Source organism: Ruegeria sp. AL11, from assembly GCF_056540865.1.
The window spans coordinates 256,442-271,481 of sequence record NZ_JBQFXO010000004.1; the positions used below are offsets into that span (position 1 = coordinate 256,442).

Here is a 15,040-nt window from a genome sequence, read left to right on the forward strand (position 1 = left end):
AACCAGTCAAAATCAAAACGCATATTTGCGATTGCAGCGAAAGTCAGATTTTCGCCCTGAGCGACGAGCGCGGCGCTCAACATCTATGCCTGTGTCGCCCTTGAGCTCAAACTAGGCATCTGATGGAATTGGCTGGTCTATACGAATCGAACGACTGTAAGGCGGGACAAAACGGCTATCTGTTCCAATCCGGAAAGAAAAGTTTCCAGCTATTAGAGCTGGATAATCGCTGATACGATTGAGCGAAGCCATTCTTCTTCGATTGGGTAGTTTATGAAAGTTAATGCGCTTTTGATTTCGGCTCTCTTCGTCAGCAGCTGTATTGCATTATGGGGTGTTGTCGACCCGCACGGCTTGGGTTCCGTCTCCTCAAGAATTGTCACTATCCAGTTCGAAAGCCGAGGCTGGTTCATTATGCTCGAAGCTAGCGCACTTTTGTTGCTGGCAATTTATCTCGCAGTTTCCAAGTACGGCTCTATCCGAATTGGACCGGAAGGTTCAGAGCCCGAGTTTTCGACTACAGCTTGGATTGCAATGCTTTTCGCCGCAGGTATGGGTGTAGGCCTACTGTTTTTTGGCGTATCAGAGCCGCTCACCCACTTTTCGGTAATACGCGATTTTTCTTCCGATCCAGAAGCCGCAAGGCTCGCCATGTTCGTCACCTATTTGAACTGGGGGTTCCACGCCTGGGCCATCTACGGTGTCGTAGCACTGATAGTTGCCTATTTTGCGTTTCGACGTGAGCGCTCGTTGCTGCTAAGCGCTCCGTTGCTGGACGTGTACGGCGAGAAAACTTGGACCCGCGGATTGGCTTGGCTGTTCGATTTCTTTTCCGTCGTCGCCATAGCCGTTGGCCTAGCGGGTTCGTTGGCCATGGGTGTGTTTCAAATTCAAACAGGACTGGCAGGAGTTCTTGGAATTCCAAATTCTCCTTATCTGACAGCAATTATTTTTGCCGCCATGTGCGTTGCTTTCCTTATTCCTCTGAGACGTGATCTGGGAGAAGGAATGTCAAAACTGTCAAATTTGGCCATGGCGATCGCGATCAGTCTTTTGGTTTTTCTACTTGTCGCCGGTCCCACGTCTTTTGTGATGAATTCGATCGTCTCGGGTTTTGGACGTTATGTTTACAACGTCATACCTGCCGGTTTTTCGACAACAGAATTTTTTGATCAGAGCATTTCCACCTGGTTTCAAGACTGGACGCTGAACTACATGATCTGGTGGCTTGCGTGGTCTCCATTTGTCGGCATTTTCATTGCACGCATTTCGCGCGGGCGCACAATACGCGAGTTTCTGGCAGGGGTCATAATTGCGCCCACTCTTTTTTCGATTTTCTGGTTTGGAGTGCTCGGCGGTGTAGGTTTTTTTGATGTTTTGGATGGCAGTGGTCATCTTCTTGAGGTCAACGAAAAGAGCCTTGATGCGACGACATTCGCGCTCCTGCAACAGTTTCCATTGAAGTTTATCACGCAGATCGCAACGATCACGGCCGCTTTCCTCTTTGTTGTAACGAGCGTTGTGAGCGCAGGCTTCACACTTGCAATGATTGGAACAGGCGGAGACGAAAACCCCTCGCCGAGCGTTCGAACCGTCTGGGGAGTGGTGCTCGGCGCACTAGGGCTAGCCATGATCCTTGTAAACGATGTTTCACTTGTCAGATCCATTATCGCACTCTCGGCCATTGCGTTTGTGTTCATCGTACCAATTCTTGTGGTCTGTCTCCTCAAGTCGCTTTCAAAGGAGGCCACCAAATGACGGGTTCGATCGTCGATACGGTTTTGAACGTATCTGTTTTTGTGTACATTGGTTTTTTGATCTGGCTCGCGCTCCATCGCGTTTAGAGATTTATGTCTGAAGCGACATTAGTGTTGAGCCGATGCTCTAAGGAACTGACTGTTTGGGCCTCTTAGCAGACATTTAGAGCACTATGTCGATTGTTGAGGCTTTCCTAGCTAGCTCAATGGCGGCAGTGCGGACAAAGCGGTCTGTGGTTCTCCAATCAAATCGACCGACCTTGGGTTTACAGTACACGGTTGTGGAGAGTGAGAAGGATTAGTTGTCTTCACTTCCGGAAGTATAGTGTCTCAAATGGCACCCTTATTGCATGCTGAGCAGGACGTTATGGCTCACGAGCGTCCAGATACCCTCCGGTTAAGCCCTTTTGAGTGTCAGATGGTATCGTCCCAAAATTAGGTTGTTGGTTGTTCGGGTGCGTCACCTAGAGCCAGCAGCAAAAGAATAGCCAAAAGGGGTGATCCAACCAGACCGATCAGGAACCAGATCAAACCGGATCGGTTGCGCCGCCCTGCCATCGTGATCGGCAGGATATAAAGCCAGATCACGACGACCAGCAAGATGAGCATAAAAATCAACTGGATAACTGGTGCGTCCATGAAATTTTGCCTTTCGTATCTTGACGCCATTTTTAAAACGGCTGATCCGGTTAGATAGACAATGGCCCGAAAGCGTTTTCGGGTATTAATTTAGCCCAACATGGGTCCCGGGCGTCCCAACCCTCTCCCTTTGGGTTCCTTGGCTATCAGATAGTGCCGTCCAAATGTTTGGTGCTTTCCGGGTCACAAGGTAGCAAGGTCGGCAAAACGGATAAAGTGGGTGTTCAAGGAACCTTTTAAAGCGCCTTTTCAATGAACTTTGAAAAAAGCTCACCCTGCGAGTTGATCCTAAGTTTCGCGTAAATGTTGCGTCTGTGGATGCGGACTGTGCCTGGAGAGATGCCGAGTATTGTGCCAACAGCTTCTGCCGAATGGCCCTTCAATGTGAACTCAACGACTTCTCGTTCTCGTGGCGTCAGAACGCCATCGCCAAATGCCTGGAATGCTAGATCAACGCGACGACTAACGCCATTCGCTGCGGCGCCGCGGGCCATCGTTGGAAAGTCACTCCAATGTTTGCAGCAGGCTGCTCGAACGAGCGGCCATAGAGCGTGCAAATGACGAATTTCCTTGGCGGAAAAAGGCTTCTCTGCTCGCATGAGCGAGACCACAATCATCCCAGCGCCTGGGATATCGATAAAGTAGCCAATCTCCTCTGCTAACCCAGTCCTTTTGTAATAGCTGCGATAGTATTCGCCCTGATAGAACCTGTCCGGTGCGATATCGCGCATGCGATACAGACCCGGTGTTATTGGCTTTGTCGCGGCCAAAAAAAATGGATCAAGTACGTAGGGCCCGGCTTGGTAATCCTCAACAAAAATACGCCGTTTGCTTTTTGGGAAATCGTCGTGAAGGTCTATTGGTGCTTCGGTTCCGACATGGCCAAACACCACCGTAAAATCAAATGGTGCGACCTGCCGTAAGCCATCTGCCAAAGCACATGGAAATTCTGGGGTTCCGATCTTCTCCACGACCCTGCCGGCCTCTTCCATCCAATCGTACACACGCCGCTCCAGATTTTCGAAAAGCACCTCTATACCCCAATTGTGGTATATACAGTTATTCCGAGTTATTGTTACTTTTTCCTTGTTTGAGTGGTATGCCAACAAATGCCAAAAAATCAAGCAAAAGGAAAACGGCAGTATATGAGCTTTGACATGAGCGTCACTATGCAGACGATTGCGGAACTCCGAGGAGTGACCAAGACCTTCGGGAATGTGGTCGCCGCCAAAGACCTGAATCTTTCCATTGGGAAAGGAGAGTTCCTGTCGTTCTTAGGCCCATCTGGTTGCGGCAAAACCACTGCGCTTAGAATGTTGGCAGGTTTCGAGAAGCCAACCGAAGGTCAGGTGTTGCTCGATGGAGAAGTCGTCAACGACTTGGATGCGCACTATCGCCCAGTCAACATGGTGTTTCAGCACTATGCTCTTTTTCCTCACCTAAGCGTGTTCGACAACATCGCGTACGGCCTGCGCCAACAACGACCACGCGTAGACAAACAAACAATCGCGACAAAGGTTGAGCAAGCGCTGGAAACTGTCCGTCTTGGTGGATTTGGCCCACGTCGCATCTGGGAGATGTCTGGTGGTCAGCAGCAACGCGTCGCTTTGGCGCGTGCGATCGTAAACGAGCCCAAGCTTTTGCTGCTTGATGAACCAATGGCTGCTCTGGATCGAAAGCTTCGAAAAGAAATGCAGTTTGAACTGCAGAACCTGCAACGACAACTGGGAATAACTTTTGTCCTCGTCACGCACGACCAAGAAGAAGCGCTTTCAATGTCCGACCGAATTTGTGTGATGGAAGGCGGCAATATTGTGCAGGTTGGCAGCCCACGCGAACTCTATGACATGCCCCGTAGCCGCTACGTGGCTGGATTTGTAGGCACCTCAAATTTCTTTGATGCAACTGTGACTGACTCAGCAGCCGACCAAATCACTATGCGTTTAGCGAGTGGCCAAAAGGTGCACGGAACTCCGGAGATTCCAATAGATGCAGGGCAGGAAGTGTGCGTTAGTATCCGTCCTGAACAGATCACGCTGACCCGCGCGCTACCCACAGCTGAAATCGCTCTGCCAGTTACCATTCAAAATCGGATCTTCCTTGGTGAGCACACAGAATACCTTGCGCGCAACGAAGCACTGGGTGATTTCCACGTACTTGTGCCAAGGCAAGCGGAATTGAACGAGGGGACGTTCAATGCAGGAGAGCAGGCCTTTGTTTCATGGGGCGAAGGCGCACTGCTGATCCTGGAAAAATAACAAATCCCGCAATCCAACAACAGAGAGGTTCACAATGACCAAGGATAATGGGACTATTTCCAAGCAAAAGTTCATGGAAGAGCTTCGCCGGTACCAAAAGGGTTCGGTTACACGGCGACATTTCTTAGGCGTGACAGGTCTTGGGATGGCAACGGCCGTTCTGGGCACGGCCGTTCCTGGGTTGCGTCCACGCCCGGCATTTGCTGCCGGGGACATTGGCGACCGAGTGATCCTCGCCACATGGCCGAACTACCATGACGAGATGAACTTCGAAGCCTTCACGGAAGCCACTGGCGCCCATGTTCAGGTCAATGTTTTTGGTTCGAACGAAGAGATGTTGGCAAAACTACAGGCTGGAGGGTCTGGCTGGGACGTTTTCGTTCCAACCAACTACACCATCACTACGTATGTGGGTGAAGATCTGATCATCCCGCTCGATACGTCCAAACTGCCAAACTACGACGCAGGTTCATTCGAACAGCGCTTTTCCGATGCCGGTTCTGTCGATGGCCAGCTTTACGCGGTGCCAAAAAACTGGGGCACGACTGGCTTTGCAGTGAACACCAGCAAGCTTGACGGCGCTCCGACTCCAACCAAATGGAAAGAGTTCTGGGACCTTACTATGGAAGGTTACTCAGGCCGGACAATGGTGCATGATTACCAACTCACCACCATCGGTAATGCCCTGAAATACTTCGGCTACTCCTTCAACTCGGTCGATGAGAAGGAACTGGCGGATGCCGAGAAATTGTTGCTGGATGCCAAACCGCATCTGTTTGCAATCTCGTCGGATTATCAGCCACCGATGCGTAACGGTGATGCCTGGATGACGATGTGCTGGACAGGTGACGGCAAGCAGATGAATGTCGACATGCCTGAAATCGCCTACGTTCTGGGGACTGAGGGCGGTGAACTCTGGTCCGACTACTACGCTATTCCTAAGGGCGCACCCCATATGGATGCCGCTTATGCCTTGATCGACTTCCTGCTGAACCCGGAAGTTAATGCGAAAGAAGTCCTCGCTCACGGCTATCCATCGGCTGATGCTCGCACCAATGCGTTGCTGCCGAAGGAACTACTGGAAGATCCGATCCTTTATCCGGCAGCTGACCTTCTGAATGCACTCGAGTTCGGCGCGGCGGCTACACTAACCGATCCAAACCGTGCCGAGTTGCTCGCCCGCTTCAAGTCGGCCTAGGCGGCAAGGCCGCCAATATCGGAAAAGACGAGGACAAAATGACCGAACGAGGCAGAAAAGCACTGTTGCTGGCTCCAGCAGGAATATGGCTTTTGGTAATGCTAGCCCTTCCTCTGCTGGTCGTCTTCGTCTTTTCCTTTGGCGAACGGGGTGCCGCCGGAGGCTACGTTCCAGCGTTCACGTTGGAACAATATGCCAACCTTCCTGCGCGATGGACGGCGTTTAAGAACACTTTGATCCTTGCACCTCTGGGGACTATCGCTGCGTTGGTAATTGCCTACCCGCTCGCCTACTTTCTTGCGGTGCGTTGTTCACCAAAGTGGAGAACTTCGCTGTTGATCCTAGTGATCGTGCCGTTCTGGACATCGATCCTGATCCGGTCATACGCTTGGATTTTCATCCTTGGGGGGCGTGGCTTGCCCGCTTTACTGGAGTCGATCGGCATCGATGATGTCCGCCTGATAAATACGCCGTTCGCTGTGCTTGTCGGGATTGTCTATGGGTATCTACCTCTGATGGTTTTCCCGATTTTTGTAAGCTTAGACAAACTGGATAAACGCCTTCTGGAAGCATCGGCTGATCTCGGCTCTACCCCATGGCGTACGTTCCGTCAGGTGACACTTCCTTTGTCGGTACCTGGTATCGCAACTGGCTGCATGCTGGTCTTCATCTTGCTGATGGGCGAGTTTCTGATCCCAGCGATCTTGGGCGGCGGAAAGGTTTTTTTCGTCGGAAATGCGCTGGTGGACCTGTTCCTGCAGTCTCGGAACTGGGCGTACGGATCGGCGGTCGCAATGACTCTGGTTGTCGTAATGCTTGTCACTGTTTCAATTTACATGAAATTCATCGCGCGCCTGGGTGGCCAGCGCGAAGATGTCTCGCTGATGTGAGGGTCCGATGCGCTTATACGCGATTTGCGTCTACCTTTTTCTCTATATTCCAATCGGCATCATCGCGCTTTTCAGCTTTAATGCCGGACGACACGCAAGCCAGTTCATGGGGTTCTCGACCCAATGGTATGGTAAAGCGCTCAACAACCCATTTGTAATGGACGCGCTCGAGACCAGTCTGCTTGCGGCATTCATAACTGCTTGCCTCGCATCCACTCTCGGAACCATGGCGGCCATCGCTTTACAAGGGGTTAAGGGATGGCTCCGAACTTTGTTTGATGCGATGATTTATATTGCGATAATGATACCCGGTATCGTCATCGGCATCGCGACACTCATTGCTCTGGTCACCGTATTCGGCTGGCTAAACCCGCTTCTTGCAAGCCTATGGCCCGATGGAGCAAATCCCCCGCAACTTTCCATGGGGATGCCCACGCTTGTCGCCGCACACACCATGTTCACAATGGCGCTGGTCATAATCATCGTACGTGCAAGGCTATCGGGTATGGACCGCGCGCTCATGGAAGCTTCGGCTGACCTCTTTGCGACGCCCTGGGGCACCTTTCGACAGGTGACCCTGCCGTTGATAGCACCAGCAATTTTGGCAGGCTTCCTGCTCAGCTTCACTTTCTCATTTGATGATTTCATCATCGCGTTCTTCGTAGCTGGCTCAGAAACAACCCTGCCAATCTACATATTCTCATCCATCCGGCGCGGCGTAACACCCGAGATCAATGCCATCGGCACTATGGTTATGGGCGCGTCGCTCTTGCTGCTCGTTGCAGCGCAGCTGCTTTTGCGCCGAGGCGCCTCAAAATCGAATAATTAAATAAAGGAGCCAAGTGACATGCGGCTTGCAGGTAAGGTCGCGCTCGTGACGGGCGCGGGATCAGGAATTGGTCGGGCGGGTTCAATGGCAATGGCACAAGAGGGTGCGCATGTTGTGGTAACCGATCGCGATGCAACACTTGCTGAAGCCACTGTGGCCGCGATCGATGCGCAGGGAAATCAAGCATCTGCCATACAGCTTGATGTGACCGATGACGATGCCCTTACCAGAACCATAGACGAAGCAGTTAAAAACTTCGGTCGGCTTGACGTGTTGCACTCTCACGCTGGGTTGCAGATCGAAGGAACACTGGAAGAAGTGGAACCAGATGGAATGGATGCTTCTTGGGCATTGAATGTCCGCGCTCACTTCATTGCCGCGCGTGCAGCCGTCCCCCATATGAAATCACAAGGTGGAGGCAGCGTGATCGTCACGGCCTCCAATTCTGGGGTTCAATATGACCGGGGTATGATCGCCTATGCGACTACAAAGCACGCTGCTGTTGCGATGGTCCGGCAGATGGCAGCCGACTACGCTGTCCATGCAATCCGTTTCAATGCCCTATGTCCAGGATTTGTAGACACCCCTTTCAATGCAGGCTTCGAAAAGCAGATGGGAGGCCGTGCCAAACTGGAAAGCTACATCGAGCAGGCGATCCCCATGAGTCGATGGGCGACAGTTGAAGAGATTGGCCATGGGATCGTCTATTTAGCTTCAGATGAATCCGCTTTTATGACGGGGCAAGCCCTGGTTATCGATGGCGGTGAATGCATTTAGTGGTGGGTTAGACCGCTCAAGAGAATGTCTATCGCCGCAATTCATTTTGGCGAGCACATTTCAGTCCGCTTTGGGCTCGAAGCCGTCATTTGGTCAACCGCAACATAGACCGAACATGTCGCTAACGGTCCCAGCAAGGACGTCCCAAACCGGACATTGAACAATTGTCATGTATTCTGAGGCGCAGCTGATTGATGCAGGCCTTAACCGCACCGGCAAACCGCGCTCCAAAATCATCCCATGTGGTTCAAACCTGTCCGGGAAGCCATAGAACAATCGCAGGGAAAGCAACGAGCATCGCGATGGTCGCAGCATCCGCCAGAAAGAAAGGCGTTACGCCTTTGAAGACATCCTGAACGCTTAGGTCATCACGCACGCCGGCAACTACAAAGCAATTCAGCCCGATAGGCGGGGTGATCAGGCAAAACTCGGCCATTTTGACAACCAAAATGCCAAACCAGATAGCACACATAGGCCCGGACATACCGAAAGTACTTTCGGCAGTGCTTACAGCTTCGCCACCGTTCAACGCCATGACGGCAGGGTAAACGACAGGCAACGTCAGCAGCAGCATACCTATCGCATCCATGAACATACCCAGCACCGCGTATGCCAGAAGAATACAGATCAGGATTAGCATCGGAGACATCTCAAGCGAGGTAATCCAGTCGGAGAATGCACTTGGCAACTCAGCGAAACCAAGAAAACGAACGTAAACCAAAACGCCCCAGATAATCGTGAAGATCATGACGCTTAGCTTGGCGGTTTCCAAAAGCGCATCTTTGAGTTCGGACCAGCGCATACCCTGATACAGCGCCATCAGGAACACCACGAATGCCCCAATTGCGCCGCCTTCGGTTGGCGTTCCCCAGGCATCGCCTCCGAACGGGTTGTAGACAAAGAAGATGATGGTGACGACAACAATCACGATGGGTAATGCGGGCGGCAACGAGAGGAAACGTTCTTTCCATGTAAATCCGGTGACCGCGGGACCAAACCCTTTGATTACGACGGCCATGCCAATGATAAGCAGGCCATAAATCACAGCCGAGAACATGCCCGGGATGAATCCGGCCAACAGCAGTTTGCCCACATCCTGCTCGACTATAATCGCGTAGATGACCAGAATGGCCGAAGGCGGAATGAGCGAGGCGAGCGTACCGCCTGCGGCGACGACACCTGCAGCAAAACGCTTGTCGTAGCCGATCTTCAACATCTCGGGGATGGCGATACGCGCGAACACAGCGGAAGTGGCGACCGAGGCCCCGGATACCGCCGCGAACCCAGCAGTCGCAAAAACTGTCGAGACAGCCAGCCCGCCGGGTACCCATGCCAGCCAACGCTTCGCGGCTTCGAACAGGGCTTTGGTCAGGCCTGCGTAGTAGGCGAGGTAACCAATCAGAATGAAAGTCGGGATAAGGCTCAACGCCTGGCTTGAAATTTTGGAGTGCGGCACCTGTCCCGCTGTTTTGACCGCCACAGTCACAGCCTTACCGAACCGCGCTGGGTCATACCCAAACTTGGCCCAGAAGATCCAGATCAGACCAACCATGCCAGCTGTCGCGGCGGCGAAGGCCACGCGCATCCCCAGCACCACAAGAACAAGCATACCGCCCGAGACGATCAGACCAATATCAATAGGTTCCATCAGATTTAACCTCAGTTGTCGTGGCCCGAGACGTGCTCGGCTTCCATTGCAGCTTGGGTCGCTGCATCGGCAATTAGCGGGACGGCAATCGGTGCCTGATCGGGGTGACGGATTGCACGACCGTAGGCCCAAAGCTGTAGAGCAAGCCTTAGGCAAAGCACGCTAAAGGCGACGGGTGCCAACAGCTTGGCCGGCCATAGCGGGATACCGATGTCGATGGAACTGTCGCGGCTCCAGAGTGGAGCACCAAAGTCAAAGCTGCGTGCGAAATGCGCCCAGCTCCCCCAGATCAGCAGAACGATCAGCGCCAGAATGACAGCGGTCGTGATGAACTCAACGATATAGAGCGTCCGGCCTTTGAGCGCTCCAACCACCATGTCCATTCGGATATGACCGCCATCACGCTGCGCATAAGAAATCCCCATGAAGGCGATCAACGGCATGGCCTGCTCGATCCAGTCCACGTAACCGGGAAGCGGCGCATTGGCGAAATTCCGGCCACCAACAGAGACCACCGCCATAACCATCAGCGAGAACACTGCAAGACCGCTGATCAGAGCCAGAAAGCTCTCCAGTTTATAGAGACGTTGATCGAGAATGCTGAGACGGCTGTCGTCAGACAGCACCTGGGATGACCCGGCCATCGTTGTACTCCGCTGTCAGGGAAAAAGGCACCCGACGCCAGCTTGGCCAGCGCCGGGTTGTGAGTGGATTAGCTGCCGTTTGCGATCTTGCCGGTCACAAGGTCATAGAGCTCTTGTGCTGGCAGGCCACGCTCGGTGTTTTCTGCAATCCAGGCCTCGGCCGCGGGGGCGGCAGCGGCTTCTTTGAACGCTGCGATTTCTTCATCGCTGAAAGTAACCCGTTCGATGCCGCGTTGATCCAACTCTGGGCCCCACGCTTCCATCGTTTTTGTCTGGTAGTGGCTCACGTAGTGATCCAGTGCCTCTTCCACCGACCCCAGCAGAGCGTTGCGGTGTTCGTCAGATAGATCTTCCAGCGCCAACGTGTTCACCACGACAGGGCAGTTGACGGTGCCGGGGTTGAGGTTCGTCGTCCACCAAGTGCCGTTTTCAATGGTGCCAAATGACATATGCGCATGTGGCGCAAAGCTGACCGCTTTGACGATGCCACTATCCATTGCCTGGCGCACTTCGGATGCAGACATTGATGTCGGAACTGCCCCAACCGTCTCCATCGCTTTACCGATGCCGCCGGTCGCCCTTACGCTCAGACCTTCAAAATCGGTTAGAGATTTCGGCGCTTCACCGACACCCACAAGGTTGTACTGCGGCAACGGCGACGGCATCAGCAGAGTCGCGTCCCAGCGGGCCAGATCCTCAACAACGGCCGGGTGTTGATAAACGGCCATCGACAGATCAACTTCTTGTTCAAGGGATGTCACGCCCAGAAACGGCAGTTCCAAGACAGTGATCGAGGGGTTCTTGTCGCGGTGATAGCCTGCGCAGAATTGGGCCATTTCAAACGCACCGATCGAAATCCCATCGAGGTTTTCTTTGTTCTTCGACAGGCCGCCATAGCTGATGTTGAGCGTGAACTCACCGCCCGTTTTTTCGCTCACCAGTTCGGCAAGTTTTTCGACGTGTTCGGTAAAGGCACGACGCTTGCCCCACAGGGAAACGTTCCATTCGACAGCCAGCGCTTCGGATGCAACGGTCAGTGACAGGGCTGCAATGGCCGCCCGGTTAACATGTTTGCGCATAATGGCTCCTCCCAGATCACGCAATTCGCTTGGGTGGAGTATTCAGGATGCGCAGCAGCCTGCCTATGAAGGAAAACGCGCGGGAAATTTCTGTTTCCCTGCGGATATCCGCAGAGTGGTTTCGCTTACAACAGCGCCTCTTTATCGAGACCGAGTTTGACGATCTTTTCATTGAGTGTCCGGCGGCCAATCCCTAGCGCTTCGGCGGCGACATCCATGCGGCCTTTATGCGTCTTGATGGCTTTGCCGATGAGCTCGCGCTCAAAAGCAGCGACAGCTTCGCGCAGCGTATCCGGTACTTCGTCAAAGTGTTGATCGCTGTGTATAGCCTGCGCCATCGACCCTCCTCCGCGTCGGGCCGCCAAAATACGCCGTTCGCAGACATGGCGCAATTCACGCACATTACCGGGCCAGTCATGCGCAAGCAGAGCGGCCAAATCGTCCTGGTCAAGCTCTGGCGCGTCAACCTCATAAACCTGCGCGTATTCGCTCAAGAAATGCGTCGCCAGCAGAACCAGATCATCCCGTCTTTGCCGTAGCGGAGGTAAAGTCAGGACGACAGTATTTAGTCGAAACAATAGGTCCTGACGCAGGCGGCCTTCCTCGGCGGCCAGTACAACGTCTTCGTTGGTTGCTGACACGACCCTGAAACGTACCGGCACCGGCGACACAGCCCCCACCGGCAGGACCTGCTGATCTTCGATGACCCTTAGTAGCTTGGCCTGCGCCGCTGGTGGGCACGAGCAGATTTCATCCAGAAACAAGGTCCCGCCCGATGCCGCCACCAGCCTTCCGTCGGATTCACCCGCGACGCCGAACATTTCCGCTTCAAACGTATCGGCCGACAAGGCGGCGCAATTCAGCGCCAGAAACGGTGCCTCCGGCGAGCGGCCCAAATCATGCAAAGCATGGGCAACCAGCTCTTTCCCGGTGCCGGTATCCCCCTGCAACAAAACCGCAACCGATGTATCGGCAAGATCAAGTACGTCTTGTCGCAAGTCAGTAATGACGTCTGTTTGGCCCAGAAGGATACGGTCAAGGCCTGACAGTTTGAATAGTCTGTCTTTAAGGCGGGCATTGCTTTTCCGCATGCGGTTTTGTTCAGCCGCGTGCCTCAACACCGTCAACAATCGCCTAGGTTCATATGGCTTTTCGATAAACCCGTACGCGCCTTCCTGTATGGCCTGAACCGCCATTGGGATGTCACCATGTGCCGAAATCAACACCACCGGAGGCGCCACATGCTTGTCTAGACTGGCCAGCAATTCAAGCCCCGTCATGCCGGGCATACGCACGTCGGACAGAATGACATCGGGCGACGCGCTGACTAGAGACTCCGTCACCTGGGTCGCGCGCGATAGGGCGTTAACAGTCCAGTCAGCAGCTTCAAGCAACTCGACAAGAGATTGTCGCATCGATTTGTCATCATCAACGACCAGAACTTTGAAGGCTTGCTGTTGGGTCATTCGTCCGTTTCTTCAGTATCTGAGGCCATCGGGAAGGTGACGCGGAAAATTGTTCCTCCGCCATCGCGGTTTCGGGCCGTCATTGTGCCATCGTGATCTTTGACAATGCTGGTGGAAATCGCCAGTCCTAAGCCCATGCCTCGCCCGCTCTCTTTTGTGGTTACAAATGGCTCTTGCAACTCAGCCAGCGTTGCCTCGCCCAATCCGTGACCGTTGTCCTGAATTTCCAACACTGCCACACCATCAGAAGCCGTGACAGCGATTTGGATTTCAGGCGCATCCGCACCATCCGTAGCGTCTATGGCATTGCGCAACAGATTGGTGATGACCTGTTCGATCCGCAGGGCACTACCCCGGATGAAGACCGGACTAGTCGGCGCATCAACTGAGATTTTCACCCCGCCCTGCTCGATGTTTAGCGCAACCAGAGCCAAGGCGGTATTAACCGAAGTGCATAAGTCCACGTCGTCGAACGTCTCACTCTCAGACCGTGCAAAAAACCGCAATTGGCGTGTGATCCCTTCCATCCTGTCGACCAAACTTCCGATTTTTTGCGGTAGCTTGGTCTCACCGGAAGATGAGATCTCTGCTGCCACCAAGTGATTGCGCATCGCAGCGATGGGCTGGCCCAGCTCATGCGTGACAGACGCGGAGAGTTGCCCGAGAGCCGCCAATCGGCTTGCGCGCTCCAACTCGCTCTGGGTTCGTTTGAGGCTCCTCTCGGCTGTCTTGCGGTCGTCGATTTCGATTGCAAGCCTTTCATTCGCCTCGCGCAGTTTTGCTTCTTCTTCTTCGGACCGCGCCAAGGCCGCGCTTACGCGTCTCGCGCGTTGTATCTGGAAAAAGATAAATGTAAGCCCCGCCAAGAGGACAAAAATTGCAGTTACAAGCCAACTGCGCGCTACGGCCTGATCGTCACTCGCAAAATAGTGAAGCGACCAGCCATGAGGTAGATCCTTAGCTGCAAGATGCAGGCGCTTCGTCCCCGCAATTCTGGCCTGGTCTCCCGGCAACTCAACCCAATCCAACGCATCTAAGTCTCGCCCCGGAAACTGCCTGGCATCTCGAATTCGCTCTCGCTGTGGTTCCGACAATGGCGTCAACGCGCGATATTGCCAATCCGCGTTCGAAGACAGCAGAACGACGCCGTCTTCATTGGCCAAGAAAACTTGTTCACCCGAGTTTTTCCAACTGTTCTGGAGATCAGAGAAATCGATCTTAATCGCTATGACACCAGTTGAAGCTCCTCGGTCGTTAAGCACTGCATTGGCGATGAAGTATCCTGGCAGACCGGTCGTCGCCCCGATGGCGTAGAAGCGGCCCTGTTCACCAGAAATGGCGCTTTGGAAATACGGGCGGAAAGCGTAGTTCTGGCCAACAAAGCTCCCTATTTCGCGGTAGTTCGATGCGGAAATCGTGATCCCGTCTTCGTCCATCAAGTAGATCGCATCCAGACCTGCCTGTTCGGCAAAATCCTCAAGGCGTCGGTTTAATGTTCCGGTGCCATCGCCTTCGGCGGTTCCAATTACATAGGAATCCTGTGACAGCACATATGTGAGGTGGGAAAATCGTTCGAGTTCGCTGTTCACCGAACTTTGGTAGAGAGAGAGTCGGCCCTGAGCTTTCGAAAGCTCCTCCGAAACGAAATACTGGTAGGAAACCAAATAAAGACCAATGCTGGCTACAATGGCTACCAAGATTCCTACGATGTACGAAGTTGACCGCATTGAATGCCCATGAACTGCGACGGCATAGGATCACAGTAGGATTGGGCCGTCCATCCCAAGAGTTCTAATCCGACATTTGGATGTTCAGGCCCAGCAAGAGTAACCGAATGGTTTGAGGACGCGAAGCA

Annotated in this window: 13 protein-coding genes; 6 read left to right on the plus strand and 7 right to left on the minus strand. The window is 53.4% G+C overall.

The features are described from left to right. The first annotated feature begins 273 nt into the window (after nt 1-273). Nucleotides 274-1,758, plus strand: coding sequence for a BCCT family transporter (locus ACR0IP_RS08700; RefSeq protein ID WP_480525025.1), 1,485 nt, complete (start codon nt 274-276; stop codon nt 1,756-1,758). Nucleotides 1,759-2,192: 434 nt separating this feature from the next. Here ACR0IP_RS08700 and ACR0IP_RS08705 read toward each other — a convergent pair whose 3' ends face one another. Together ACR0IP_RS08705 and ACR0IP_RS08710 are read right to left on the minus strand one after the other, a co-directional pair. Next, entirely contained in the window at nt 2,193-2,396 is a 204-nt protein-coding gene (locus ACR0IP_RS08705) for a hypothetical protein (protein WP_058283652.1), read from the minus strand. A gap of 236 nt (nt 2,397-2,632) precedes the next feature. Next, entirely contained in the window at nt 2,633-3,400 is a 768-nt protein-coding gene (locus ACR0IP_RS08710) for a helix-turn-helix transcriptional regulator (protein WP_112297204.1), read from the minus strand. A 153-nt stretch (nt 3,401-3,553) separates the two neighbouring features. Here ACR0IP_RS08710 and ACR0IP_RS08715 point away from each other — a divergent pair, with 153 nt between their 5' ends. Genes ACR0IP_RS08715 through ACR0IP_RS08735 form a run of 5 tightly spaced genes read left to right on the plus strand, consistent with a single transcriptional unit; the run spans nt 3,554 to nt 8,348 of the window. Then, the gene (locus tag ACR0IP_RS08715) at nt 3,554-4,654 is read left to right on the plus strand and encodes an ABC transporter ATP-binding protein (RefSeq protein ID WP_480525027.1); all 1,101 of its coding nucleotides are present in this window, start codon (nt 3,554-3,556) and stop codon (nt 4,652-4,654) included. A 34-nt stretch (nt 4,655-4,688) separates the two neighbouring features. Further along, a complete protein-coding gene (locus ACR0IP_RS08720; RefSeq protein ID WP_480525029.1) occupies nt 4,689-5,852 on the plus strand; it encodes an ABC transporter substrate-binding protein in 1,164 nt (387 codons plus the stop codon). A gap of 38 nt (nt 5,853-5,890) precedes the next feature. Then, the gene (locus ACR0IP_RS08725; RefSeq protein WP_058283650.1) at nt 5,891-6,742 is read left to right on the plus strand and encodes an ABC transporter permease; all 852 of its coding nucleotides are present in this window, start codon (nt 5,891-5,893) and stop codon (nt 6,740-6,742) included. Between the two features lie 7 nt (nt 6,743-6,749). Further along, nucleotides 6,750-7,571, plus strand: a complete 822-nt coding sequence (locus tag ACR0IP_RS08730) for an ABC transporter permease (protein WP_010442232.1) — start codon at nt 6,750-6,752, stop codon at nt 7,569-7,571. 18 nt (nt 7,572-7,589) lie between these two features. Beyond that, a complete protein-coding gene (locus ACR0IP_RS08735; RefSeq protein WP_058283649.1) occupies nt 7,590-8,348 on the plus strand; it encodes an SDR family NAD(P)-dependent oxidoreductase in 759 nt (252 codons plus the stop codon). 247 nt (nt 8,349-8,595) lie between these two features. Here ACR0IP_RS08735 and ACR0IP_RS08740 read toward each other — a convergent pair whose 3' ends face one another. The 5 genes from ACR0IP_RS08740 to ACR0IP_RS08760 form a co-directional block, all read right to left on the minus strand. Further along, on the minus strand, nt 8,596-9,996 hold the full coding sequence (locus ACR0IP_RS08740) for a TRAP transporter large permease (protein ID WP_480525032.1): 1,401 nt from the start codon (nt 9,994-9,996) through the stop codon (nt 8,596-8,598). Between the two features lie 11 nt (nt 9,997-10,007). After that, nucleotides 10,008-10,640 (minus strand): TRAP transporter small permease, encoded by a 633-nt coding sequence (locus ACR0IP_RS08745; protein WP_170555944.1) that lies wholly within the window; start codon nt 10,638-10,640, stop codon nt 10,008-10,010. A 68-nt stretch (nt 10,641-10,708) separates the two neighbouring features. Next, nucleotides 10,709-11,719: a TRAP transporter substrate-binding protein DctP gene (dctP, locus tag ACR0IP_RS08750; protein ID WP_480525034.1), complete on the minus strand. Its 1,011-nt coding sequence runs from the start codon at nt 11,717-11,719 to the stop codon at nt 10,709-10,711. Nucleotides 11,720-11,844: 125 nt separating this feature from the next. Then, a complete protein-coding gene (locus tag ACR0IP_RS08755) occupies nt 11,845-13,185 on the minus strand; it encodes a sigma-54-dependent transcriptional regulator (protein WP_480525035.1) in 1,341 nt (446 codons plus the stop codon). Continuing rightward, complete coding sequence (locus ACR0IP_RS08760; RefSeq protein ID WP_170377032.1) at nt 13,182-14,912, minus strand: ATP-binding protein; 1,731 nt, start codon at nt 14,910-14,912, stop codon at nt 13,182-13,184. Before ACR0IP_RS08760 ends, ACR0IP_RS08755 begins: the two co-directional genes overlap by 4 nt. Nucleotides 14,913-15,040 lie beyond the last annotated feature (128 nt).

Bases quoted from the DNA above. Each gene is read 5' to 3' on its own strand.
- dctP (WP_480525034.1), bottom strand. From the start codon at position 11,719: ATGCGCAAACATGTTAACCGGGCGGCCATTGCAGCCCTGTCACTGACC.
- ACR0IP_RS08735 (WP_058283649.1), top strand. From the start codon at position 7,590: ATGCGGCTTGCAGGTAAGGTCGCGCTCGTGACGGGCGCGGGATCAGGA.
- ACR0IP_RS08715 (WP_480525027.1), top strand. From the start codon at position 3,554: ATGAGCGTCACTATGCAGACGATTGCGGAACTCCGAGGAGTGACCAAG.
- ACR0IP_RS08745 (WP_170555944.1), bottom strand. From the start codon at position 10,640: ATGGCCGGGTCATCCCAGGTGCTGTCTGACGACAGCCGTCTCAGCATT.
- ACR0IP_RS08730 (WP_010442232.1), top strand. From the start codon at position 6,750: ATGCGCTTATACGCGATTTGCGTCTACCTTTTTCTCTATATTCCAATC.
- ACR0IP_RS08720 (WP_480525029.1), top strand. From the start codon at position 4,689: ATGACCAAGGATAATGGGACTATTTCCAAGCAAAAGTTCATGGAAGAG.
- ACR0IP_RS08700 (WP_480525025.1), top strand. From the start codon at position 274: ATGAAAGTTAATGCGCTTTTGATTTCGGCTCTCTTCGTCAGCAGCTGT.
- ACR0IP_RS08740 (WP_480525032.1), bottom strand. From the start codon at position 9,996: ATGGAACCTATTGATATTGGTCTGATCGTCTCGGGCGGTATGCTTGTT.
- ACR0IP_RS08760 (WP_170377032.1), bottom strand. From the start codon at position 14,912: ATGCGGTCAACTTCGTACATCGTAGGAATCTTGGTAGCCATTGTAGCC.
- ACR0IP_RS08755 (WP_480525035.1), bottom strand. From the start codon at position 13,185: ATGACCCAACAGCAAGCCTTCAAAGTTCTGGTCGTTGATGATGACAAA.
- ACR0IP_RS08725 (WP_058283650.1), top strand. From the start codon at position 5,891: ATGACCGAACGAGGCAGAAAAGCACTGTTGCTGGCTCCAGCAGGAATA.
- ACR0IP_RS08705 (WP_058283652.1), bottom strand. From the start codon at position 2,396: ATGGACGCACCAGTTATCCAGTTGATTTTTATGCTCATCTTGCTGGTC.